Genomic DNA, 22,673 nt, shown 5'->3' on the forward strand with positions numbered 1-22,673 from the left:
GGCGATACGGCGTTGAGGCAGACCCCTCCCGTCCGGAGACCTGGGGGGGCTCGCCGCATCGCGTTAGTTTGGTTTTGGGAATCCGGCCGGGCCCCTGGCTGCGGGTGGGGGTTGCCGGCGGCGGGGCACAACGTATGGGGGGGACCTGACCATGTCAACGCGAGATCTTGGGTCTACTTGGGCCCAGAGCTTGCAATCTATGATCACAATCGGACGCTCCAAACGGTGCGATTGCGCACCGCGCCGAGGCCCCAGCAAGCGGCGTTCCGGACCCACCTGGTGAGGCGCTTTCCGGACCCTTCTTGAAGTGTCGGATATCGACGGTTTTGTGCGGGGGTCGGACCCCTACTTGGCGTGTTGAGTGCCGACCATTTCCGGCCTGGGAGGTCAGGTGCTCGATTCCGCCTTGGGTGTGATTGTTAAATATCGTTGAAATGGAAGAAAATCTCCCCAACGGGAGCGCACTGAATGTGGCAGCGAGCAGTCGAGGACACCGGGTTGGAGCAGGAAACGCCGTCCACTCGCCCGTCGTCCGCCGCCCCCTCGGACCGCATGCAGCTGGAGGCCAGCCGGCGGCTGATGGATGTGCTCACGCAGGTACACGTCGAGCTCGTCACCCGCGGCAACCATCGCGCCCTCTTCGAGCGGCTGCTGACGCTCATGCTCGAAGAGACTCGGAGCGAGTACGGCTTCATCGGAGAGGTTCTCCGCTCCCCGGAAGGTGCGCCGTACCTGCGGACCTATGCCATCACCAACATCGCCTGGACCGACGAGCTGCGTGCGCAGTACGCGATGAACGCCTCGCGAGGCATGGAGTTCCGCAACCTGCAGTCGCTCTTCGGCACGGTGATGACGTCGGGGCAGCCCGTGCTCGCCAACGCGCCCACCTCCCACCCGCGCGCCAGCGGCGTGCCGTCGGGCCACCCTCCGCTCCGAGCCTTCCTCGGAGTGCCGTTCAAGGTTCACGGCGAGCTGGTGGGCATGGTGGGCATGGCCAACCGCCCAGGGGGCTATGCCGAGGACCTCATTGAGTTCCTGCAGCCGCTGCTCACCACCTGCGGCATCATCACCCACGCATGGCGCAGCGAGCAGAGCGTGAAGGAGCGCGCCCGCGAGCTCCAGGCGAAGAACGAAGAGCTGGGCCGGGCGCTCCAGCAGCTGCGTGACACCCAGAAGCAGCTCGTCATCCAGGAGAAGATGGCCGCGCTGGGGTCGCTCACCGCCGGCATCGCCCATGAGCTGAAGAATCCCCTCCACTTCATCAACAGCTTCGCGGGGCTGTCCGAGGAGTTCACGGCGGAGCTGGCCAGGAGCGTGGATTCACATCGCTCCCGGCTGGCGCCGGAGGCTTCCGAGGGGATGGGCACGGTGCTCGGGCAGCTCCAGCAGAGCATGGCGAAGGTCCGGGAGCATGGCCACCGCGCCACTCAGATCATCAATGGGATGTTGATGCACTCGTGGGGCTCGTCCGAGCCCCGGGTGGCCGTCAGCCTCAACACCGTGCTCCGGGAAAGCCTCCAGCTGGCCTTCAGCGGGTTTCGCGCCAAGGTGCCGGAGTTCGAGCTGGGCCTTCAGGAGGACTACGACCCCGAAGTGGGCGAGGTGGAGGTGGTGGCCCTGGAGCTCAGCCGCGTCTTCATCAACGTGGTGGACAACGCGTGCTACGCCCTGCACGAGAAGAAGAAGGGGGCGAAGGACGGGTTCTCTCCGCGCCTGGAGGTGAGGACCCAGGCTCGCGGCGAGTGGGTGGAGATCCGGCTCCGGGACAATGGGACCGGCATCCCCCACGTCCGTCTCGGCAAGGTGTTCGAGCCCTTCTTCACCACCAAGCCGGCCGGAGAGGGCAGTGGCCTGGGGCTGTCGCTCAGCCACAACATCATCGTGGGCCACCACCAGGGCCGGCTTCGTGTGGAGTCGGTCGAGGGTGAGTTCTCCGAGCTGATCATCGAGCTGCCCAAGCGCGCCCCGGAGGGGTGAGGCGTCAGGGAGGGCCGCCTGCATCCCTGCCGGTCGCATCGAGCTCCGGCGGCCGGGCCTGGGTGTCGCTGTCGGTGATGACGGCGCCTGGCGCCGGGGGGGCCGCTGGGGGCGTCTCGGCGGGGGGCTCCACTGTCTCCTTCGCCCGGGGCGCGCTCAGGGTATGCACGGCCTCGGCAAGGGCCTGGTCCAGCGCCTGGGTGGGGGCGCCCACCTTGCTCAACATCTGCGTGGCGCTGCGCGAGTGCCGGTTGTCGCCCTCGGAGGCCAGTTTCAGCTGGGTCATCGCCTCGGTGATCAGCTTGCGCGCCTCGTCCAGCTTCTGGCGAGCCTGGTAGTAGGCCACCTCTGCCAGCATCCCCTTGAGCCGGGTGCGCTGCTCCTCGCTCAGCCCCGCCAGCCGTTCCGCCCGTCGCAGGTAGTACACGCCTCGCTCCACCGCCTGCGGCTCGTCCGAGGCGATGCGCGGCTTGGCCAGCGTCTCCAGCACCGGGAAGAGGGCCCGGTCCAGCTCGTCCCGCTCGGTGAATTGCTCGGCGAGCAGGTTCGTCACCGTCTGCCCCTCCAGGGGGATGGGGGCGTAGGTGTCCGCCATCCGCGCATCGCCCGGCTGGTAGGGCACCGCCCCCCACGGCAGCATCCGCCCCTTCATCACCACCAGCTGGCCGTCGTACAGCTCCAGCGTGAAAGTGCGCGCGTTGAGCTTGGCCAGCAGGAAGGCCACCGCCCCCGCCATCCCCAGCACCAGCAGCGTCACCAGCACCCGCGTGAAGGCGCGCTGCACGCGGTAGCCAAAGCTCCCTCGAGGCGTCTCGTTCATGTCGCCTGCCCTCCGATCGTCCTGCCGCCCACCCCTGTCTCCAGGTGTGGCGCTTTCCTTGGGACTCTGCTCCTGACAGCTATACTCCACCCGCCAACCCACCCATGCATCCCACATTCCGCCGCCTGGGGCCCACTGAACTGCTGCCCCGGTACATCTTCGCGGAGAGCCTCATCGCCCGTCGCCGGGTGCTGGAGGTGGACGCAGTGGCTTCTACCGGCGGCGAGAGCGCGCGATTCCTCCTCGAGCGCGGCGCCCGCGTCGTGGTGGCCTGCGACTCCGATGTCGCCGCCGTCGAGGCCGCCCAGAAGGCCCATGGCGGCCCCAGCCTGCGCTTCCGCGCCAACGTCTATGACGACCTGGAGCCGGGCAGCTTCGATCTGGTGCTGATCGCCGACCTGGCTCCCTATGTGCGCGCCCCGGAGCTGCTCGCCGAGCTGGCGAAGCTGGTCGCGAAGCAGGGCTACCTCATTGGGGGCTTGCGCAACGTGGGCGGGCTGGCCCTGTGGCAGCTCATGGAGGTGGAGGAGGGGGTGCCGCCCACGTACGGGCAGCTGCTGGATGCGCTCTCGCCCCACTTTCCCCATGTGGAGGTGGCCACCCAGAGCCCACTGCTGGGGTACCAACTCGCCTTCGAGCGGGGCGAGGGGCTCCAGGTGGATGGCTCGCTCATCCGCGGCGGCGAGGCGGCCTACTTCATGGTAGTGGCCGGGCAGGAGCCGGCGCGCAGTGTCGACCCGACGTGGGTGCAGTTGCCGCCCGAGCCGCTCGCGTTCACTCGGGGACGGCTGGAGGAGGTGGCCCAGCGCGCCAAGGGCTGGGAGGAGCGCACCGCCAAGCAGAAGGAGGTCGCCTCCAAGCTGCGCGCGGAGCTGTCCGACCGCGAGGCGGAGGTGGCCTCCCTCAAGCCGGCGCTGGACATCGCCCGCGAGGACGTGGCCCGGCTGACGGCACAGCTCGAGCAGGCGCGGGGGACTCCCGAGGCCACGCGCGAGCGGGATGAGCTGTCGGCGAAGCTGCGCCGCCGCGAGCTGGAGCTGCAGGTGGCCCAGGAGCGGCTCACGGATGCCGAGCGGCGCCTGACGCAGCAGCGCCTGGAGATGGAGGGCGTGCAGCGCCTGCAGACCGAGGCCAGCGTACAGGTGCTGGCCTCGCAGGAAGCCCAGCGGCTGGAGCGGGCCCGTCGCGAGGAGACGGCCGCCGCGCTGGATGAGACGCGGGAGCGGTTGACCCAGGCCTACACCCAGGTGCGGGAGCTGCAGGACGAGCTGTCGAACCTGCGCATCGCCCGGGAGAAGGATCGGCTCGCGGCGGACCGGGCCCAGGAGCAGGTCGAGGACCGCCGGCGGCATGCGGAGGCGGCGCGAGAGCGGGAGCTGCGCATCGCCGAGCAGTACTCGCAGGCGCTCGCCGCGGTGGAGCACCTCAAGGCGGACCTGGCCAAGGCCACCGAGGCCGCGAAGGTCTCCGAGGATTCCCTCCTTATAAAGGAGGCGGAGCTGGCGCGGACGGCGCGCGGGCTCGAGGAGGGCCGGCAGCGGGTGGTGACCGCCGAGGCCGGGCGGCAGGAGGCCGAGGAGCGCCTGGCCTCGCGAGAGGCGGAGGTTCGGGGGCTGGAGACGGAGCTGGCGGCGGCACGCGCGGCCACCGCCCGGCTGACGGCCGAACTGGAGGCGCTGAATCGCGACGAGGCGACCGCTCGCGAGACGGGGGAGAAGCTCGAAGAGTCCCTCCAGGCGGCACGCGCGCGGATGGCGGACCTGGAGGAGGATCGCGAGAAGGCCTCGGCGACGTTCGCGCAGGCGCTCGATGCGGAGCGGGAGCTCGCGGAGCAGCGGCTCACCCAGACCACGGAGGAGGGGCGGCGTCGGGCGGAGGAGCTTTCGACGCAGCTCGCCCGGGAGACGGCGGCGCGTGAGGCGTTGGAGCTGCAGGTCCAGGAGCTCCAGGCCCGGATTCAGACCGAGTCCACGGCGCGAACGGATGTGGCGCTCACCCTGGCTCGGGCCGAGCAGCAGGGCCAGGAGCTGACAGCGGCGCGCGAGGCGCTGCTGCGGCAGGTGGCGGAGGGCGAGGCGGCGCTTCAGTCCACCCTGGAGAAGCTGGAGGCGGAGCAGGGGCGGCGGGGCGCGCTGGAGCAGGAGCTGGCCGAGCAGCGCACTCGGTTCGAGGCTGAAGCCCGGCGGCGCGGCGAGCTGGAGCAGGAACTGGCCGAGCAGCGCGCGCAGTTCGAGGCTGAAGCCCGGCGGCGCGGTGTGCTGGAGCAGGAGCTGGCCGGACTGCAGGCCGTGGTCGAGGCCGAGCAGCAACGCAGCAGCGACATGCTGCAGGAGCTGACCGGGCTTCGGGCGGAGCTGGAGGCTGGACAGCAGAAGCGGGGAGAGCTGGATCAGGAGCTGGTCGGGCTCCGGGCCCAATTGGAGGCCGAGCGCCACGCGCGCTCCGAGGCGGATGCGGCGACGGCCCGGACGGGCGATGTGCTCGAGACGGAGCGGCAGGAGCGCACCCGGCTCGATGCGGAGCTGGTGGAGCTGCGCGCGGTGCTGGAGTCCGAGCGCGGCGAGCGTGCCCTCTCGGGCGATGCGCTGGCCCGGCTGCGGACGGAGCTGGAAGGTGACCAGCGGCAGAGGGCCGAGGTCGAGGCGCAGCTGGCCCAGACTCGGACCGAGCTGGGCTCGGAGCAGCAGGAGCGTGCTCGGCTCGCGGAGCAGCTGACCCAGACACGGGCGGAGCGCGACTCGGAGCAGCAGGCGCGGGCCCAGCTCACGGAACAGCTGACTCGGACGCAGGCGGAGCACGACTCGACGCGGCAGGAGCGGACTCGGCTCGAGGAGCAGCTGGCCCAGTCGCGGGCGGAGCGGGACACCGAGCAGCAGCAGCGCGCTCGTTCGGATGCCGCGCTGGAGCAGCTCCAGGCGGCGCTCACGGCGGAGCAGGACCGGCGCGCCCAGGTCGACGCGATGCTGGAGCAGCTCCGGGGAGGTTTCTCCGAGGAGCAGGCCCGCCACACCCAGACTGATGAGGCCCTGGCGAAGGCCCGCCAGCAGCTCGCCGCGGAGCAGGAGGCGCGCGCCCGGCTGGAAGAGGAACTCGCGGCGGCGCGGACCCGGCTCGAGTCGGAGCAGAGCGGGCGTTCGCAGGATGTGGAGGCCCTCTCCGCCACCGAGACCGCGCTCACCACGGAGCGGCAGCGGCGCGTCGAAGCGGACGAGTTGCTCACCCGCCTCCGATCTGAATTCGCGGCGGAGCAGGAGCAGCGCTCCCAGGCCGAGGCCGCCCTTTCCCAGTCCCAGGCCGAGCTCGACTCGGGGTTCCAAGAGCGGCGGCGGCTGGACACTGTCCTCGAAGAGGTTCGGGCGGAGCTGGGCTCCGAGCGCGAGGCACGTACACGGCTCGACGAGTCCCTGGCCACGGTCCGCGCCGAGCTCACGGCCGAGCGGCAGGGGCGGACCGAGGGTGAGGCGGGGCTCGCGGAGCTTCGCGCGGCGCTGGAGGCCGAGCGGAAGGAGCGCGAGGCGGTGGAGTCCGCCCTGGCCCAGGCTCAGGAGACGCTGGACACCGAGCAGCAGGGGCGCGAGCAGATCGCCTCGTTGCTCTCGGAGGCTCGGGGGGACTGGAACTCCGAGCGCGAGACGAGCGCCACGCTGCGCGCCGAGCTGGAGGCCGCGAGAGCGGAGGCCGCGGAGCGAGAGCGCTCGTGGACCGAGCGCCTGGAGGCCACGCGGCGCGAGCTGGAGGCGCTCAACGCGCGGCTGACGGAGCAGCGCGCCGAGGCCGAGCAGTTGAGGTCCCTGGTCGAGCGGGAGCGCGGCGCGAATACCGAGGGCCTCGCGGTGGCGGAGGCTCGCGAGAAGGAGCTTCGCGCGACGTTGAACCAGCTGGAGACCGAGCGGGCCCTGGCACAGGGCTCGGCCCAGGAGCAGCAGGCCACGGTGGAGGCGCAGCGCGCCCGGGTGGCCGCTCTGGAGCAGTCGCTGGCGGAGGCGGAGCAGCGCACCCGGCAACTCACCGCGCGGATGGAGGAGGCCGACGCGGCGCGGGAGCAGGAGCAGGCCCAGGTGCGCGAGCGCGAGAGTGCCTGGGAGACCGAACGGCAGGCCCTGCGCGCCGAGCTGGCCCAGTTCGAAGCGACCCGTGGCGAGCTCATGCGGGTAGGTTCGGAGCTGCAGCGCGCGCACCAGATGCTCCAGGATCGAGACTTCCACGTCGCACGGCTCGACACCGAGCTGAGCGACGCCCGTGCTCGCCTCATCGCCGAGCACGAGCAGGTGGAGTTGCTGGGAGTCCAGCTCGAGTCGGCGCGGCGCTTCGCCGGTCGGGCCTCGACAGCAGAGGCCTCCCTGGAAGCCGAGCGTGCCGCGCTGGAGACCGCCCGCGCCGAGCTTGCCCGGGCCAACGAGTCCCTGCGGACGGAGCAGGAGCGCATCACCCGCGTCGAGGCGGAGCGCGCGACCTTGAACTCCGAGCGCGAGCGGATGCAGACGGACCTGACCGTCGCCAAGGCGGCCCGGGTGCGGCTGGAGGGGCGGGTGGCGGCGCTGGAGGCGGCGGCCGCGGACGCCGCGCGGCTCCTCGATGCCGAGCGCTCCGAGCGCAACCGCCAGACGCAGGTGGCGGGGGAGGCGCAGGAGACGATCCTGCGGCGCGAGAAGGAAGCCGCGGAGGTGTTGCAGGCCATCCGGCAGCGCGAGAAGGAGGCCACCGAGGGCGCGCAGGAGGCCCAGCGGCGCGAGAAGGAATCCGCCGAGGCCGCGCAGGAGGCTCAGCGGCGCGAGAAGGAGGCCGCCGAGCGGCTCGCCACGCTCCAGAGGGAGCTGCCCTTGTTGCGCGAGCAGGCGGAGAGCCTGGGCGCCGAGAAGCAGATCCTCCTGGAGGATCAGTCTCGGCTGGAAACCCGGATCCGAGAGCTCACGTCCCGGCTGGAGGCGAGCGAGTCGGAGAAGCCACCCACCGTCGATCCCGGAGTGGTCGCGGAGCTGGAGCGGCTCAAGGAGCGCGCCGAGGCCCACGAGGCCGAGCTGAAGGAACTCCAAGCGCGTCTCGATCAGGCCAAGGAGCAGGAGGAGAGCCTGCGAGCCACCCTGGCCGAGCGCGAGGAGAAGCTCGAGGAGGCCCAGCAGCGCCTGGTGACGTATGACCAGGAACTGGCGGCCCTGCGACGTGCCGCCAAGGCGAGCGCGCCCGCTGCACCGCCCGCCACCCCCCGCGCGGCGCCAGGGGCCACCGGTGCCGAGGCGCCTCGGCGTCCGGCCACCCTCCCGCCGACTCCGGCCAAGACGGGGAGCCGGACCCCTGTTCCCGTCGCGGGGACTCCGCCCGTGCGCCGGCCGGGACCTGGAACGGGAACCCCTGGAGCAGGCGCGGGAGCCCCTCCGGTCCTCGTTCCCAACGCGGGCGCGCCGCCAGTGCTCACGCCCGCCCCCACGGGCTCCGCTCGCCCTGCCACTCCCGCTCCCGGAGTGCCCCGGCGTCCGGCCAGCGCCCTGCCCGCGGTGGGCGCTCCTGTGCCGCCCTCCAAGGTGGACGGGCAGGAATGAGCCCTCGTCGCTAGGATGAAGGCCGTGGCGGAACGCGAACGCATCTTCAAGTACCACGGGCTCGGCAACGACTTCGTCGTGCTCGACCGGCGCCAGTCGGGCGTGGACATCGACGCCGAGACGTCTCGGTGGATGTGCGACCGGCGGCGGGGCATTGGCGCGGATGGAGTCCTGGCGCTCCTCCCCTCGACGGCCGGGCTGGCGCGGATGGTGGTCCACAACTCCGACGGCAGCATCGCGGAGATGTGCGGCAACGGCCTGCGCTGTGCGGTGAAGTACCTCGTGGACCACGCCGGAGGCCGGCCCGAGCGCATCCTCGTGGAGACAGGCGCGGGAGTCCTCGCCTGCGTCCCCACCTACGACGCGCACGGCGCCGCCGAGGTGGACGTGTCCATGGGGCCCGCGCGCCTCGTGGCCTCCAACCTGCCCTCGGGGGCCACGGGCCAGCCGTTCCTCCAGGCCTCGGTGCCGGGCCACTCCGGCCTGCACGGCACGGCGGTGAGCATGGGCAACCCGCACCTCGTCCTGCTGGACCGTCCGCTGGACGAGGCCGAGCGCCTGGGGCCGACCCTGGAGCGCCACCCCTCCTTCCCGGACCGGACCAACGTGGAGTTCGTCCGCGTGGACCCGGATGGCCTCACCGTCGTGGTGTGGGAGCGGGGCTGCGGGCTGACCCAGGCGTGTGGGACAGGGGCCTGCGCCTCGGCGACGGCGGCGGTGCTGGCCAAACGGCTCCCGGCGGATGCCTGGCTGCGAGTCACCCTGCCGGGTGGGGACCTGCAGATTCGCGTGCCTGCCGACCTGTCCGACATCCGCCTCCGAGGCCCGGCGACCTTCGTCTTCGAAGGCGTTGTCGCGCTTCCAGCGGGCCGGTAACCTTCCGATTCCCTCGTACCCCGAGTCCCTCCGAGCCGTGGCCGGCACCATCCTCCTCGTCGATGACGATCGCTTCTTCCGAGAGTTCGCCACCGACATGCTCTCGCGCCGGGGCTACCGCGTCGTCGCGGCGGCGGACGCCCAGCAGGCGCTCAAGGAGACGGCCCTCACCCGGTTCGAGCTCGTCCTCACGGACGTGATGATGCCGGGGCTGGACGGCTTCGAGCTCACGGCGCGGCTGCGCGAGAGGGATCCGGACCAGGAGGTCATCCTCATCAGCGCCCGGCCGGACGTGAAGGGCTCGGAGATGGCCCTGCGTGCGGGGGCGGCCGACTGCCTCACCAAGCCCATCGAGGAGGCGGACCTCTTCCTGGCGGTGGACCGGGCGCTGCAGCGCGTGGCCCTGCGCAGCGAGCGCGCCCAACTGCGCGACGAGAACCTCGAGTTCGCCCGCTACCAGAACCTCCACCGCCGCTGCCTGGAGTTCCTCGCCTACCCGGACCTGGAGGGACTGCAGGAGCGCGTCATCGCGGACCTGGCCGCCGTGTGCGACGCGCAGAGCGCAGCGCTCTGGGTGGTGGATGACCGCAACGAGCTGGTGCTGCGCGCCTACCGGGGACTGCTGGACCGGCAGTTCCTCGTGGAGAAGATGCGCCCCGATGGCGCGCTGGCCGTGCGCCTGCGCGAGGCCGCTCCGTGGCTCTCGCGCGAGGAGCGCTCGCCGGTGCTGTACGTACCGCTGGTGGCCGCCGGCGAGCTGATGGGGCTGGCGCAGCTCTCGGACCCGCTCGGCGGCGAGTTCCAGCCGGAGCACGTGCGCCAGGCGCGGATCATCGGCGACTTCGCGGCGGTGGGCGTGAAGAACGGCCGGCGGATGATGGCGCTCCAGCGCCTGGGCCTGAGGGACCGGGAGACGGCCGCCTACAACCTCAGCTACTTCACCGACTACGCCTCCAAGGAGATCTACAAGGCGCGGCGCTACGGGCGCACGTTCTCGCTGCTCACGTTCTCCATCGACAACCTGCCGCTGGTGCGGGTGCGGCTGGGCGCGGCGGACGCCAAGAAGGCGGTGCGAGGAATCATCCGGGCGCTGTCGCGGATCATCCGCGACTCGGACGTCATCGCGAAGGCGAGCGACCAGGAGTTCTACCTGTTGTTGCCGGAGACGGACTTCTTCGGCGCGCTGATGTTCGTGCGCCGGGCGGTGTCGGCGCTGCGCGAGGAGCCGGACGTTCAGGAGGTGGAGAGCAAGCTGCCGCTGGCGCTGGTGGGCGGGGCGAGCACCTTCCCCAAGGACGGCGAGGACTTCGACGAGCTGGTACACCGCTGCCGGCGGCGCATGGACGAGCGGCGCGCCTCGCTGCAGCGCCGGCTGCTGTTGGATGGGCTGCCCTTCTGGGACGAGGTGGAGCTGCTGCTGGGCAGCCCCACCAGCCCCAAGCTGCCCTCGGACGATCGGGCCGAGCCCTCGCGCCGGGGCAAGGTGTCGGACGTGCTCTTCGACGAGCTGCAGTCGGAGATCGCCCGGGAGCTGATGCGGGACCCAGGCTCGCGCGGCCTGCTGTACGTGGGTGGGCCGGAGATCCGCGCGGACCTGCCCATCGCCTCGGGGCTGGAGTCGGCGCCGCCGGAGCTGTCCTCTCGCATCTACCTGCTGGGACGCCGCGTGGATATGGAGTCGCACCCCGCGCTCACCCCCGTGTTCCTGGAGGGAGACGAGCGGGTGGCTCGGCACGAGTTCCTGTTCTGGCTCTCGGAGCACGCCTCCTACGCGCTGATTCAGCGTCGTGGGAAGGGGGCGACGTGGGGCTTCCACTCCTCGGACACCGCCGTGGTGGACGGGCTCATCACCAAGCTGCAGTCGGAGTACGATCTACAGCCGTACTAGAGAGCGCGCGCCGTGGCCCCCTCCCGGAAGATCCTCATCGCAGATCCCGACCTGGAGGCGGTCCGGGTTCTCACGCGCGCGCTGCGCCAGCGTGGGTACCAGGTGCATTACGCGCCGGATGGCTCGCGGGCGCTGGAGATCTGCGTGCTGCGCCACCCGGACCTGGCGCTGTTCGACGAGGGCTGCAAGCTGCTGGAGGCGCGCACCTTCATCCAGATCCTCCGCACCAACCCGCGCACCGAGGACATCCCGGTGGTGCTGACCACGACCAGCCTGGACGTAGACCGGCTGCGAGGCATGCGGCTGGCGGCGCACCTCAAGAAGCCCTTCAACCTGGATGAGGTGCTCGGGCGCATCGAGCACATCTTCCGCCGCAGCGAGGCGGCCAGGGACCTCAAGAACGACGCGCAGGAGATCGAAGGCTCGCTGAGCCAGCTGGGCATCCCGGATCTGATGCAGATCCTCGGGATGAACAAGCGCAGCGGGAAGCTGAGCCTGGAGCGCGGCAGCGAGCGCGGAGAGATCCTCGTCGGCGACGGCCGTCCAGTGAACGCGCGCCTGGGCCGGGTGGAGGGCGAGAAGGCCCTGTTCCGGCTGCTGTCGTGGACGGAGGGCTCGTTCACCTTCGCGCCGGGCGGTAGCTCCGCGCGTCCCCGCATCAACCGGGGCATGGACGACGCGCTGCTGGAGGGCATGCGGCAGGCGGACGAGGTGAACCGGCTGCAGCCCTCGCTGCCGGCGCGCACCACGCGGCTGATGATCGCCCCGGACGCGGACCTGCCGCAGGACCAGCACCCGGTGACGGCGCAGGTGGTGGACCTGCTGCGCCAGCCGCGCTCGCTGGGCGAGGTGCTGGACCTGGCGCCCGCCACGGACCTGGAGGTGCTGGGCGTCCTCACCACGCTGATGCAGAAGGGCGTAGCGCGGGTGGCCGAAGGGGAGGAGGAGGGGAGCGGCCCGCTGCTGGGGCCCGCGGAGCTGCACGCGCTGCGCAGCCGGGTGCTCCGGGGCAAGGCACCGTTGAAGGTGGTGACGGCCAAGGTGTTCATCTGCGGCAACGGCCCGTCCGCGGCGCGGAGGCTGTTCGCGCGGCTGCCGGGGCTGGTGGCGGCGTCGGCCGAGCCCTCGGCGGTGAAGAGCGGCTTTGGCACGCTGGGGCACATGGAGCTGAGCGAGGTGCTGCACCTGGACTTCTGCGTGCTGCCACCCGCGGAGGCGGCCCGGCCGCTTTGGCGCCCCTTCAGCGCGGGCGCGGTGGGGGCGCTGCTGATGGACAGCTCGGAGGCAGCCGTCCGGTTGGCCAGCTTCCTGGCGTGGGAGATCCGGGTGCCGGTCGTGGTGGTGGGCGACGCGGTGCCCGCGCCGTTGCAGGGCGCTCCGGCCGGGGCGATGGCGCTGGGCGAGGACTTGCCCGAGGCGCTCAAGACGTTGCTCATCCAGAGCCTCCACCCGGTCCCCGTGGTGCCGGGGGTTCCGTCGCAGGAACCGCGTGCCGTGTCCTCCGGGTGAGCGGGGCACCGGGCATTCCGTCGTCGTTGTACTCAGACTCAGGGTGATCTGCTCTAGGACGTTGGGTGGCGTGACGGGGGTAGTAGAATCTGGTGAGTTGGGTGGCTGCGAGGAGACGACATGCCGAAGGTCACCATCGAGGTGCCGGAAGGTTTCGAGGAGGTCGTCCGATTCCTGGAGCTCACGCTCCAGCGCGCGGCCCTGGGGATGGACGGCACCAAGGGGGACCTCGCGGCGTTCGACGCGGTCTGGCAGGCGCTGCACTCCGACATCGATACGGCGGAGCGCCAGGTAGCCGAGCGCTATCTACACGTGGTGGAGCCCGAGGACCCCTGAGTCCAGCGCCCGGAAGAAGCGGGCCACCTTGTCCTCATCCAGCGCGCCGTTCGTCCGCAGCCCGGAGCAGATGTCCACGCCGAACGGGCCTACCTGTCGCACGGCTTCCACCACGTTCTCCGGGCGCAGGCCTCCGGCGAGGAACACGGGCACGGGAGAGCGCTCGCGGATGCGCCGGCTCACCTCCCAGTCGTGGACCCGGCCGGTGCCGCCCAGCTCCTTGACGGCCAGGGTGGGGTTGCCGCTGTCGAGCAGCAGCGCATCCACCTCCGAGGCCACCGAGAGCGCCTCATCGAGCGAGGCGGGGCTGGCGACGTGGATGACCTGCACCAGCCGCACGCCGGGCAGGGCCTGACGCAGCCGGCGGAGGTTCTCCCGGGGCACGTGGTCCACGAGTTGAAGGGTGTTGGCGCGGGTGCGCCGGTGCTGCTCGACCAGCTCCTCCACCTCCGTGGCGCACGAGAGCAGGAAGGTGCCCACCGGTGGGGGGACCTGGGAGGCGATCTCCGCGATGCGCTCCTCGGAGATGACGCCGGGCCCGCTGGGCATCCGTGACACGAGCCCCAAGGCCGAGGCGCCATGGCGCACGGCGATGCGCGCCTCTTCCTCGGACATGATGCAGCACACCTTCACTCGGACTCGGGTTGTTGCTTCCACGAAGCCTCTCAGGCGGCGGGTTCCAGCACTTCTTCCAACGCCTCGCGCACGCCAGGGAGCTGAGCGAGCAGCTCGAACTCAGCGTCCTGGAGATGGGACACCCGCCGGCCCTGGATGCGCTCCATGAGCAGCTCGATGCGGTTCTCCCCGTTGGGTCCCACGTGGCGGAAGAAGCGGGCGCGGCGGCCCTCCTTCACGCAGGCGGCGATGTCCCGCTGCAGGCTCTTGAGTCTGCGAGACACCTTCATCGCCGACCGCCCCTCCGGAGTATCGAAGGTGTGGAAGTGGCGGTTGCGCGACAGCGGCCGGGTGGGATCATGGAGCCTCTCGACGAGGCGTCGGACGAAAGGGTCCATCGACGGGGGAGGATAACATCCGGTACCCTGCGCCTCAGCGATGCATTTTCGAATTCTAAGGTTGACTGCCCTCCTGCCGTTGCTTCTCCCGGTCGCTTGCAAGGACCCGGAGATGGCCGCCGTCCAGGCGCGGACCAACAACTACGAAGCCCGGCTCGCCGAGGGCCGGACGTTGATGGCCGCCAACCAGCCAGGCGCCGCCGCCAAGGCGTTCCGTGCCGCCGCCAACGTGGCCCCAGAGAACCTCGAGCCCCTGTTGCTGCTGGCCGAGGCCTACCGCGCCGCGGGGGATGAGGGCCCGGCCATCTTGGCCCTCAAGGAGGCCGAGGCCATCGCGCCCGGCTCGGATCCGGCCATCCAGAAGCAGATGGCGGACCTCTACCGCCGCCAGGGCCACATCGAGCAGGCCATCACGGTGCTGGTGGGGCTGCGCGACGGAGATCACCTCACGGATCCGGAGCTGCTGGCGCTGGCACGGCTCCAGGCGCGCACGGGAGATCCGGACGGGGCCTTCAAGTCCCTGGAGCCCATCCAGCGCGAGCGCCCGGACGACCCGGACGCCAAGGTGGTGGAGGCGGAGATCCTCCTCATCAAGGGCGAGGAGCTGCTGGCCGCGAAGCTGATGGACCGGCTGGTGGACGAGAACCCGGGCCTCATCGAGGCGCGGCTGCTGCGCGTGCGCTACTTCTTCAACAGCGGGTACGCGGCGGAGGCGCTGCAGGACCTGTCGGGCATCACCGGCAAGGACGCGGCGCGGCCCGAGGTGGTGCTGCTGCGGGCGCGGCTGCTCACGAAGCTGGAGCGCCACGAGGAAGCGGACGCCGAGCTGACGCGGCTGACGGAGGAGCACCCGGACAACGCCGAGGGGCTGGCGCAGCTGGCCGAGACGAAGCTGCTGCTGAACAAGCCCGCCGAGGCGCAGCAGCTGGTGGACAAGGTGCTGCGGATGCGGGCCCGCTACCCGCGCGCGCTCTACGTCCGCGCCCGGGCCATGGAACTGCAGGGCGACAAGCAGGGCGCCGAGGAGCACTACGGCTACGCGCTCATGGCCGATCCGCGCTTCGCCCCGGCGCTCTCGCGCATGTGGCGGCTCTACCGGGAGCGGGGCGAGAAAGGGGAGGCGATGGCGGCGCTGGAGAAGCTCTACTTCTCCGGCGAGGCCTCGGTGGAGGAGAAGGTGTCGCTCGCGGAGCTGTACGCCGAGAGCAAGACGAACCTGGAGCGCGGCCGCAAGCTCATCGACGAGGCGCTGCAGCGCGAGCCGGGCAACCCCAAGTACGTCGCCATCAAGGCGTCGCTCACGCAGGCGGCCCCGAAGAAGAAGCCTCAGGGCATCCAGATCATGCGCGGGAGGCGCTGAGCTTCTTCAGCGGGTGGGCCGAGGGCAGCGCGGCAGCGGACTCCACCACCTGCTCCAGGGCCTTGAGGCCCTTGCGCTGGCCCACCGCCACGACGGTGAGGTTCTCGCGGTTGAAGTAGCGCTGGGCCACCTGGCGCACGTTGGCGGCGGTCTGGGCGTCGACCAGGTCCGCGCGCCGGCTGAAGGACTCGGGCAGCCGGAACAGCTCGGTGCCGCCGAACCAGCCGGCCAGCTCGCCCGGCGAGTCCTGGGAGAATTCCAGCAGCATCCGGTGCCGGCGCTTGGCGCGGGCCAGCTCCTCGGGATCGATCTCCTGCTCGCACAGGGTGCCCAGCACGCGCAGCACTTCCTCGACCACCTTGGAGGCCTTCTCGGGGGCGCTGGCCGCGTCGATCTCGAACAGGCCCGTGTCGTGGAACGCGTCCAGCGAGGCGTGCAGCGAGTAGGCCAGGCCCCGCTTCTCGACGATCTCGAAGGGCAGGCGCGAGGACAGCCCGTCATCCAGCACGCGCCGGATGATCTGCAAGGCCGGGTAGTCCTCGTGGTGCTCGGGCACGGTGCGGAAGTTGAGGCGGAACTCCGTCTGGGACTCGTCGTGGGTGACGAAGTGCAGGCGGGGACCGGGCTCCGAGTCGGGAGGCGCGGCCTCGGTGGTGGCGGGGCCCTTGGGCAGGCGGGCGAAGGCGCGCTCTGCGAGGGAAAGCACCTCGGCGTGCTTCACCCGGCCGGCGGCCGTCACCACCAGGTTGCCGGCGACATAGTGCCGCGCGAAGTGCTCGAGCACCTGGGCGTGGGTGAGGTCGGAGACGGACTCGCGGGTGCCGGCGATCTTCAGCGACAGTGGGTGTTGGGGGAAGAGCAGGCGCTTGGACAGGTTGTCGATGTCGATGTCGCGGCCCTTCTCGTCCACCTCGTCCAGCATCTCCTCGAGGATGATCTGCCGCTCCACCTCCATGTCCGTGAGCCGAGGGCGGGTGAGCATGTCGCCGATGATGTCCATGCCCACGGCGAGGTGATCCGGGTGGATGGGGGTGTAGTAGTAGCCGTGGTCGCGGGTGGTGACGCCGTTGAGGTTGCCGCCGACCTCCTCCACGGCGGCGTTCATCCGCACGGTGTCGGGCCAGCCCTCGCTGCCGCGGAAGAAGAGGTGCTCCAGGAAGTGGCTCACGCCGTTGTTGGCGTCCACCTCGTGGCGGCTGCCCGTCCGGACGTACACGGCCAGCAGGGCGGTGTGCAGGTGGGGAGTCTCGACGGTGACGACGCGGAGCCCGGAGGGCAGCACGTCCCGATAGGGTGTGAAGCTCATGCGCGAGGGAGCCTTAACACGAAGGTGGTACCTTGGCCGGGCTGACTCTGGCAGGAAAGGGTGCCCCCGTGTGCCTGCAGAATCTGCTGGCTGACGGACAGGCCCAGCCCGGTGCCGCCCTCCTTGGTGGAGAAGAAGGGCTCGAAGAGGCGTCCCCGGACGGCTTCCGTCATGCCTCGGCCAGTGTCCTGGACGGAGATCTCCACTTCCTTGCTGTCCAGGCCCCGGGTGGAGACGGTGAGGCGGCCGCCATCCGGCATGGCCTCGCGGCTGTTGCGCACGAGGTTGAGGAGCACCTGGCGTAGCTGCCCCTCGTCGGCGAGCACCGGCGGGGTGTCCGGGGCGAAGTCGCGCACCACCTCGACGCCGGCGCGCTCGAGCTCCTCGCGGGAGAAGTCCAGCACCCCGCCCAGCACCTCCGTCACGTTCTCGGAGACGAGGGTGGGCTTGGGCGGACGGGCCATGCGCAGGTACTGCTCGGTGACATCCGTGAGCCGGTCCACCTCGCGCGTCACGGCGGTGAGCAGGTCATGGGCCTCGCGGCCCTCCTCCTCGGAGTGGAAGGTGGCGCGGGCGAGCGCGTCCCCGAGCATCTCCACGTTGAGGCCGATGGAGGACAGGGGGTTGCGGACCTCGTGGGCGACCTGGGCGGAGATGCGGCCCACGGCGGCGAGTTGCTCGGCGCGGGCCAGGGCCTCGGCCTGGGCCTTGAGCTGGGACTCACGGGCCTGGAGCGAGCGGGCCATGGCGTCGAACTCGCGGGCGAGCACGGCCACCTCGTCCTCGCCCTGCACGCCGAGCTGCGCGCTGTAGTCGCCCCGGCCGATGCGGGAGACGCCCTCGATGAGGGTGCGCACCGGGCGCAGGGTGCGCGCCGAGAGGAGGGTGGCGCCGAGGCCCACGCCGATGGCGACCAGGGACAGGGTGATGATGGCCAGGCCGGTGCGCCGCTCGCGCTCCTCGGCGCGGTCCACGCGGGAGCGGATGCGGTTGTCCAGGGCGGCGCGCACCACGCGCAGCTCGCGGCCGATGGAGGCCTCCCGGTCGCGCAGCTCGGAGGTTCGCTCCGCCACCTGTGCGCGGTCCGGGCTCTCCACCGCGAGCGCCGAGAAGATGGCCTCGGCCGTGCGACCGTGGGCCGCGTACTGTATCTCCAGCTCCGCGAAGCGGGCCTCCAGCTCGCGCACGAAGGGCACCTCGCCGGCAGGGGCGAAGGTGAGGATGTCCTGGGCCTTGGCGCGAGCGCCCGCAAGGCGCTGGGCCATCAGCGGAGGGAAATACAGGCGGGCGAGCCGGATGAGGGCGCGCCGCGTCTCGACGCTCTGCTCGTCCAGGAGGCGCTCGGTATCCTTGCCCTGGTTGGTGTGGAAGGTCTCCAGGGCGGCGGCGTCCTGGGAGAGCTGGAGGTAGCCCTGGCTGACGAGGCGGATCTCCTGCTGGTTGCGATGGAGCTCGGCCACGCTGAACAGGGACACCGCGCCGAAGGTGACGAGCACCACGGCGTAGCCCAGGAAGATGCGCGTGGCGAGCGAGAGCTTCATCGTGCGGAACCGGGGCGTCCAGGAGACGCCAACCGCATCGCTACGCTCGCGCCGGCCGGAGCGCAAGCTGATACCGTCCCGCCGAATGAGGCTCCGTTTCCTCCGTCATGCCTTCCTGGCCGCTGCCCTGGCTCTCGTCCCCGCGTGTCAGGAACAAGGGGGGGCGGCTCCCCAGGTCCAGCTCGTCACCACCTCGTGTGCCGGTACCTCCCCGTTGGAGGGCGTCACGCACCTGCGCCTGAAGGTGACGGGAGAGGGGTTGTCCGGACCCATTGAGCGTGTGACCCCGGTGCTCCTGCAGCCGGAGGACATCCCCGCAGTGCCCGCTGGGCCGAGGCGGATGCTGGAGGTCCGGGGCTACACAGGAGAGCCCACGAGCGCGGGCCGGGTGGTCTCCGTGGGCCGTTCGGGTCCGTTCGACATGCCAGAGAGCGGGGCGCCCGAGGCGCCCGTGCGCGTCATCCTTCGTCGGGTGGAGACCTTCGTCCCGGTGGAGGATGCGCAGCAGCCGGGAAACTGCCTGGGACTCACCGAGGAGAGGGCCGGGCACACGGCCACCCTCCTGGAGGACGGCCGGGTGCTGTTGGCGGGCGGTTTCCGCATTTCGGAAGAGGGGGCGGTGGAGACGCTGGCCTCCATTGAAATCCTGGACCCGATGGCGCGCACGTTCACCTTCGTGCCGGACCCAGGGGGAGACGCTGCGCGCCGTGCGTTCCACACGGCGGCGCGGACGATCGACGGGCGGGTGGCGCTGATGGGCGGAGAGACGCAATCAGGCACGGCGAGCACGCCGCTGCGAAGTGTTGCGGTGTTCAACCCAGCGACGCGGGAGGTGCAGCGGTTCGAGATGGCACAGGCGCGTTCCCGCCATGCGTCGGCGATCGATATTTCGGGCCGGGGGCTGGTGGTGGGAGGAGTGGGGGAGGGCGGCGCGGTGGTAACGAACCCCGAGGGAGTGGATCCCGCGGCGGGCCGAAGCTTCCCAGTGCCCACGCCAGTGCCTCGCACGGGCGTGAGCGTGACGGTGCTGGCGGATGGCCAGCGCATGGCGGTGGTGGGAGGCTCGGATGGGGCGCAGGTCTCCCGCGAGGTACAGGTCTTCGCCTTCAACGGCACCACGTTCGCGCCGACCCCCGAGAGCCAGCTGTTGCGCCAGGGGCGGAGGAACGCGGCTACGGCCCTCTATGACGACGGGAAGCGGTTGCTCGTGACGGGGGGCTACATGGATGCCGTCCCGACGACGGAGGGCATTACCAGGCCCGTGGCGGTGTCGGAGATCCTCAATCTCGAGGCAGGAAGCACGAGCGCCTCGGTAGGTCCCTCCATCGTGGGTCGGGGAGACTTGTGCGCGGTGTCCCTGCCAGAAGGCCGAGTGTTCACAGTGGGAGGGCAGCGGCCGGGAGAGGGAGGCTTGGTGAGCACAGGGCTCGCGGAACTCATCACTCCCACGCAGAACGTGACGGGCGGAGTGCTCGGTATGTCGCCAGTGGAGCCACCACGCTCCCTCCACACCTGCACAGCGCTACCGGATGGCTCGGTGCTCGTCACGGGCGGGCTGGATAACAACGGAGGCTCGACCCGGGTGGCCCCGGGGGCCTTCATCTTCATGCCGGTGCCCCGCGACTGAACCAGGCGCTTCAAAAGGTCATGAGGCCTCACATGCCCCGCTGGGTGGTTCTGCTGCAGTTCGCGTTCCTCGTGGGATGCACAAGCGGCACCACAAAGGTTGTCCGCCTGGACACGGGTCAGGGCGGTCCCATTGTCCATGTGCCGCGTCGCGACATGAAGACAGTGGACGTAGGCGACGACGCGTTCAGGAAGTCGGTCGCGAAACATGCGCGCACCGTGCCGACCCCTGCGCGGCCTCTGGTACATGCTCGCCAACTTTTTGGGGTACCCGAGCACAGTGGCTGGTATCGCTATGAGCGAAAAAGCCGGCGGCTGCTACCTCTCGAAGCCGGGAACGAGCTGAAGGTCGCGCTTTCGCCCGCTGATGCGGAGTTGAACCGCCTGTACTTTCTCTGGTGTGGCCGCGCTTGGGGATCGCCGCCTGGAGATTGCCTACGCCTGCTTGTGGACAGCCCTGTGCTGGAAGGCGACGGGAAATACGCTTTGGCGATGGCTATCGCTCAAGGCGCAGTGCTCGGGGAATTGAAGACTGCCTTCGGAGAGATGGTATCGCCCGAGGCAGTGGCAGCTGCCCTCGTGGGGGCAATGACGACGTACCTGTTGTTGTGGATGTTGCCCGAGCCCATCAGCAAGGGCGTCGCTGCGTTGATGACCGTGGGAATGGTGAGCTACCTGGGCTGGGACATGCTGTGGAAGCTGATCGATGGGTGGCGCGTTCTTGTGGCGAAGGTGGAGCGGGCCACCACCTTTGAGGAGATTCGCGCCGCTGGGGAGCAGTTCGCGAAGGTGATGGGGGACAAGGCCGCAAAGGCATTCGTGATGTTAGCGATGCTGGCGGTAGGGAATACAGCGGCGGGGATGGCGGCGAAGATGCCTACGCTGCCCGGGGCTGGGCAGGCAGCGGTAGTGGCGGAAGCCCAATTGATCCGGTATTCGGCCGCTGCGCTGGCTGAGGTTGAGTCGGTGGCGATCAATGCAGAGGGTGCTGTGGTCGTGTTGGCTCCCAACGCTGTTGCCATGACGGCGCGGGCCTCGGGCGGTGCAGGTTCTTCGGCCAAGGCTGGCTTCAGGTCTTTCAAATCCATGCGGGACTTCAAGAACGCGATGGGCCCTGCGGGCGAAGGAAAGAACTGGCATCAGACATCGGGTAACATTGAACGATTTGGTCCCGACGCTCTGCACAATACTGAGAATGCAATTGCGATAGATTCTCAGCTACACAAGCAAATCAGCGCATTCTATTCATCCAAGCAAGAACTCACGGACAATAGAGTTGTCCGCGAATGGTTGCGTGGGAAGAGTTACGAGGAGCAGCGGGACTTCGGGCTTATGATCTTGAGACGATTCGGGGTGAGCCCATGAAAGAAGCCACTCTGAAGGCACTTGAGTTGGAAGCGCTCATCGAGAAGTACAGAAGCTCCTCGGCAAAGCACGGACGCGCTATTTCAGAGGGGCATCCAAGAGCCGCCAACAAAGAGTTCGATATTCTGGTTGCCATCCGAAAGGAACTCCGCACACGAGGCGAGGAAGGATGGCAGCGTCTGAGTTCCCTGCTTCATGATCCGGAACCGGGAACCCGGTACTGGGCTGCGACGTTTCTGCTGGAGTTCATGCCTCATGAAGCGGAAAGGGTGTTAGGCGAACTAGCAAGTATTCCCAAAAGTCTTGTGGGCTTTAGCGCGGAGATGGTTCTCAAGAAGTGGAAGGACGGAACCTTCACTCCAGCGTGATGACCCTACATTCAGAGGGTGTTGAGCCAGGGCACTCAGGCAAGGCGGCCCAGCATCAGTCGTATCATCCCCAGGTAGATGAACGCTTCGCAGGACTCCTCCTTTCGCTCGTAGTCTCTGGCCAAGCGCCGTTCTCGGCTCAACCACCCGAAGGTGCGCTCCACGACCCAACGCTTGGGCTGAACCACGAACCCAGGTGTGGTGTCCGAGCGTTTTACAATCTCCACCTGGACTCCGGTTTGCTGGGCGATGCGCTCGACGCGAGGGCCCTCGTAGGCCGCATCGGCCCACGCCTTCACCAGAGTGGGGAACTGCTCTGCGGCCAGAGGTAACACAGCGGCGCTCGCATCCCGGTCCTGCACGTCGGCGGTGGTAACCCACGCCACCAGCACCAAGCCCAGCATGTCCACCAGCAGGTGACGCTTGCGCCCTTTCATCTTCTTGTTGGCGTCATAGCCTCGAGTCTGTGCCTGCACGTCGCTCTTGACGCTCTGGCTGTCGAGCACGCCTGCGGTGGGCTGCACCGCACGTCCGGCCTGCTTTCGCACCTTGCCGCGCAGTACGTCGTGGAGAAGCTTGAGCGTGCCGTCCTTCTTCCATTGCCGAAAGTACGAGTAGACGCTCTGCCAGTCGGGAAAGTCGTGCGGCAGGTAGCGCCACTGCACTCCGGTGCGCGACACTTACAGCAGGGCGTTGACGACTTCGCGCCGCGAGTACACCACCGGCTGCGGCCCCACAGGGTTGCCGCGCACGAAGGGCTCGACCAGTTGCCACTGCTCGTCGGTCAAATCCGAGGGGTACTGCTGTCGACCAGGGGGTTGGGGAGCAGAGCTCATGCCCGTGCCTATAGAACGGGCATCGGAGAGGGGCAACCTGGTAAGTAGGACGGGCCGTGTCCCACCTGACAGAGCATCAGTACAGGCAGGCGGCAGCCCGTCCGTGTGCAGCAGCATTGTGTTCGGTAACCTGCTGGGGGAGCACTATATCTGGGGCCTGCTCACCCCGGATCAACACCCTCTTAAGCCCACCCCTTTCAAGGTGTTGCGTAGTGGCTCTCTGAGAGGAGAGGGTCCGGGAGAGCAGCCGATAGCCGACTGAGGCGTGCCGAGCCAGGGCCGAGGCCATCTTCTCGGGAGGTGCTCCCGGAGGAA

General features: G+C 69.7%; 17 protein-coding genes. 10 read left to right on the forward strand and 7 right to left on the reverse strand.

Features of this window, described 5'->3' with window-relative positions:
- Positions 1-468 precede the first annotated feature (468 nt).
- Complete coding sequence (locus SYV04_RS43355; protein WP_321552013.1) at positions 469-1,977, forward strand: ATP-binding protein; 1,509 nt, start codon at positions 469-471, stop codon at positions 1,975-1,977.
- A 4-nt stretch (positions 1,978-1,981) separates the two neighbouring features.
- On the opposite strand, the gene SYV04_RS43360 is transcribed toward SYV04_RS43355, so the two are convergent.
- A complete protein-coding gene (locus tag SYV04_RS43360; RefSeq protein ID WP_321552014.1) occupies positions 1,982-2,797 on the reverse strand; it encodes an IF-2 protein in 816 nt (271 codons plus the stop codon).
- 104 nt (positions 2,798-2,901) lie between these two features.
- Here SYV04_RS43360 and SYV04_RS43365 point away from each other — a divergent pair, with 104 nt between their 5' ends.
- The 5 genes from SYV04_RS43365 (at position 2,902) to SYV04_RS43385 (ending at position 12,943) form a co-directional block, all read left to right on the forward strand.
- The gene (locus tag SYV04_RS43365) at positions 2,902-8,334 is read left to right on the forward strand and encodes a methyltransferase domain-containing protein (RefSeq protein ID WP_321552015.1); all 5,433 of its coding nucleotides are present in this window, start codon (positions 2,902-2,904) and stop codon (positions 8,332-8,334) included.
- A 24-nt stretch (positions 8,335-8,358) separates the two neighbouring features.
- The gene (gene dapF / locus SYV04_RS43370) at positions 8,359-9,210 is read left to right on the forward strand and encodes a diaminopimelate epimerase (RefSeq protein ID WP_321552016.1); all 852 of its coding nucleotides are present in this window, start codon (positions 8,359-8,361) and stop codon (positions 9,208-9,210) included.
- A 37-nt stretch (positions 9,211-9,247) separates the two neighbouring features.
- Positions 9,248-11,098: a GGDEF domain-containing response regulator gene (locus tag SYV04_RS43375; RefSeq protein WP_321552017.1), complete on the forward strand. Its 1,851-nt coding sequence runs from the start codon at positions 9,248-9,250 to the stop codon at positions 11,096-11,098.
- 12 nt (positions 11,099-11,110) lie between these two features.
- Positions 11,111-12,607 (forward strand): DUF4388 domain-containing protein, encoded by a 1,497-nt coding sequence (locus tag SYV04_RS43380; protein ID WP_321552018.1) that lies wholly within the window; start codon positions 11,111-11,113, stop codon positions 12,605-12,607.
- 120 nt (positions 12,608-12,727) lie between these two features.
- A complete protein-coding gene (locus tag SYV04_RS43385; RefSeq protein WP_321552019.1) occupies positions 12,728-12,943 on the forward strand; it encodes a hypothetical protein in 216 nt (71 codons plus the stop codon).
- Here SYV04_RS43385 and SYV04_RS43390 read toward each other — a convergent pair.
- Together SYV04_RS43390 and SYV04_RS43395 are read right to left on the reverse strand one after the other, a co-directional pair.
- Entirely contained in the window at positions 12,914-13,600 is a 687-nt protein-coding gene (locus tag SYV04_RS43390; protein ID WP_321552020.1) for a phosphoribosylanthranilate isomerase, read from the reverse strand. The genes SYV04_RS43385 and SYV04_RS43390 overlap by 30 nt on opposite strands.
- A gap of 8 nt (positions 13,601-13,608) precedes the next feature.
- Entirely contained in the window at positions 13,609-13,956 is a 348-nt protein-coding gene (locus tag SYV04_RS43395; protein ID WP_321552021.1) for a hypothetical protein, read from the reverse strand.
- Between the two features lie 112 nt (positions 13,957-14,068).
- Here SYV04_RS43395 and SYV04_RS43400 point away from each other — a divergent pair, with 112 nt between their 5' ends.
- Entirely contained in the window at positions 14,069-15,316 is a 1,248-nt protein-coding gene (locus tag SYV04_RS43400) for a tetratricopeptide repeat protein (RefSeq protein WP_321552022.1), read from the forward strand.
- Here SYV04_RS43400 and SYV04_RS43405 read toward each other — a convergent pair.
- Together SYV04_RS43405 and SYV04_RS43410 are read right to left on the reverse strand one after the other, a co-directional pair.
- Positions 15,297-16,622, reverse strand: coding sequence for a M16 family metallopeptidase (locus SYV04_RS43405; protein WP_321552023.1), 1,326 nt, complete (start codon positions 16,620-16,622; stop codon positions 15,297-15,299). The two genes, SYV04_RS43400 and SYV04_RS43405, sit on opposite strands and share 20 nt — an antisense overlap.
- On the reverse strand, positions 16,619-18,163 hold the full coding sequence (locus SYV04_RS43410; RefSeq protein WP_321552024.1) for a sensor histidine kinase: 1,545 nt from the start codon (positions 18,161-18,163) through the stop codon (positions 16,619-16,621). The genes SYV04_RS43405 and SYV04_RS43410 overlap by 4 nt, the downstream gene beginning before the upstream one ends.
- A gap of 85 nt (positions 18,164-18,248) precedes the next feature.
- On the opposite strand from SYV04_RS43410, the gene SYV04_RS43415 reads away from it, so the two are divergent.
- The 3 genes from SYV04_RS43415 to SYV04_RS43425 are packed head-to-tail and all read left to right on the forward strand — an operon-like array spanning position 18,249 to position 21,522.
- Positions 18,249-19,790 carry a Kelch repeat-containing protein gene (locus SYV04_RS43415; RefSeq protein WP_321552025.1) on the forward strand — a complete coding sequence of 514 codons (1,542 nt, stop codon included), beginning with the start codon at positions 18,249-18,251 and terminating at the stop codon, positions 19,788-19,790.
- 32 nt (positions 19,791-19,822) lie between these two features.
- Positions 19,823-21,154: a SitA5 family polymorphic toxin gene (gene sitA5, locus SYV04_RS43420; RefSeq protein WP_321552026.1), complete on the forward strand. Its 1,332-nt coding sequence runs from the start codon at positions 19,823-19,825 to the stop codon at positions 21,152-21,154.
- A complete protein-coding gene (locus SYV04_RS43425; RefSeq protein WP_321552027.1) occupies positions 21,151-21,522 on the forward strand; it encodes a DUF2019 domain-containing protein in 372 nt (123 codons plus the stop codon). Before sitA5 ends, SYV04_RS43425 begins: the two co-directional genes overlap by 4 nt.
- 35 nt (positions 21,523-21,557) lie before the next feature.
- Here SYV04_RS43425 and SYV04_RS43430 read toward each other — a convergent pair whose 3' ends face one another.
- On the reverse strand, positions 21,558-22,202 hold the full coding sequence (locus tag SYV04_RS43430; protein ID WP_321552028.1) for an IS5 family transposase: 645 nt from the start codon (positions 22,200-22,202) through the stop codon (positions 21,558-21,560).
- Positions 22,203-22,358, reverse strand: a complete 156-nt coding sequence (locus tag SYV04_RS43435) for a hypothetical protein (protein WP_321552029.1) — start codon at positions 22,356-22,358, stop codon at positions 22,203-22,205.
- Between the last annotated feature and the right edge of the window lie 315 nt (positions 22,359-22,673).

The sequence above is a fragment of the Hyalangium ruber genome (genome assembly GCF_034259325.1).
Classification (GTDB): Bacteria; Myxococcota; Myxococcia; order Myxococcales; family Myxococcaceae; genus Hyalangium_A; species Hyalangium_A rubrum.

Excerpts from the sequence above, each read along its gene's own strand:
- SYV04_RS43355 (WP_321552013.1), top strand. The coding sequence starts at position 469 with ATGTGGCAGCGAGCAGTCGAGGACACCGGGTTGGAGCAGGAAACGCCG.
- SYV04_RS43360 (WP_321552014.1), bottom strand. The coding sequence starts at position 2,797 with ATGAACGAGACGCCTCGAGGGAGCTTTGGCTACCGCGTGCAGCGCGCC.
- SYV04_RS43365 (WP_321552015.1), top strand. The coding sequence starts at position 2,902 with ATGCATCCCACATTCCGCCGCCTGGGGCCCACTGAACTGCTGCCCCGG.
- SYV04_RS43385 (WP_321552019.1), top strand. The coding sequence starts at position 12,728 with ATGCCGAAGGTCACCATCGAGGTGCCGGAAGGTTTCGAGGAGGTCGTC.
- SYV04_RS43395 (WP_321552021.1), bottom strand. The coding sequence starts at position 13,956 with ATGGACCCTTTCGTCCGACGCCTCGTCGAGAGGCTCCATGATCCCACC.
- SYV04_RS43400 (WP_321552022.1), top strand. The coding sequence starts at position 14,069 with ATGGCCGCCGTCCAGGCGCGGACCAACAACTACGAAGCCCGGCTCGCC.
- SYV04_RS43405 (WP_321552023.1), bottom strand. The coding sequence starts at position 16,622 with ATGAGCTTCACACCCTATCGGGACGTGCTGCCCTCCGGGCTCCGCGTC.
- SYV04_RS43410 (WP_321552024.1), bottom strand. The coding sequence starts at position 18,163 with ATGAAGCTCTCGCTCGCCACGCGCATCTTCCTGGGCTACGCCGTGGTG.
- SYV04_RS43415 (WP_321552025.1), top strand. The coding sequence starts at position 18,249 with ATGAGGCTCCGTTTCCTCCGTCATGCCTTCCTGGCCGCTGCCCTGGCT.
- sitA5 (WP_321552026.1), top strand. The coding sequence starts at position 19,823 with ATGCCCCGCTGGGTGGTTCTGCTGCAGTTCGCGTTCCTCGTGGGATGC.
- SYV04_RS43425 (WP_321552027.1), top strand. The coding sequence starts at position 21,151 with ATGAAAGAAGCCACTCTGAAGGCACTTGAGTTGGAAGCGCTCATCGAG.
- SYV04_RS43435 (WP_321552029.1), bottom strand. The coding sequence starts at position 22,358 with ATGAGCTCTGCTCCCCAACCCCCTGGTCGACAGCAGTACCCCTCGGAT.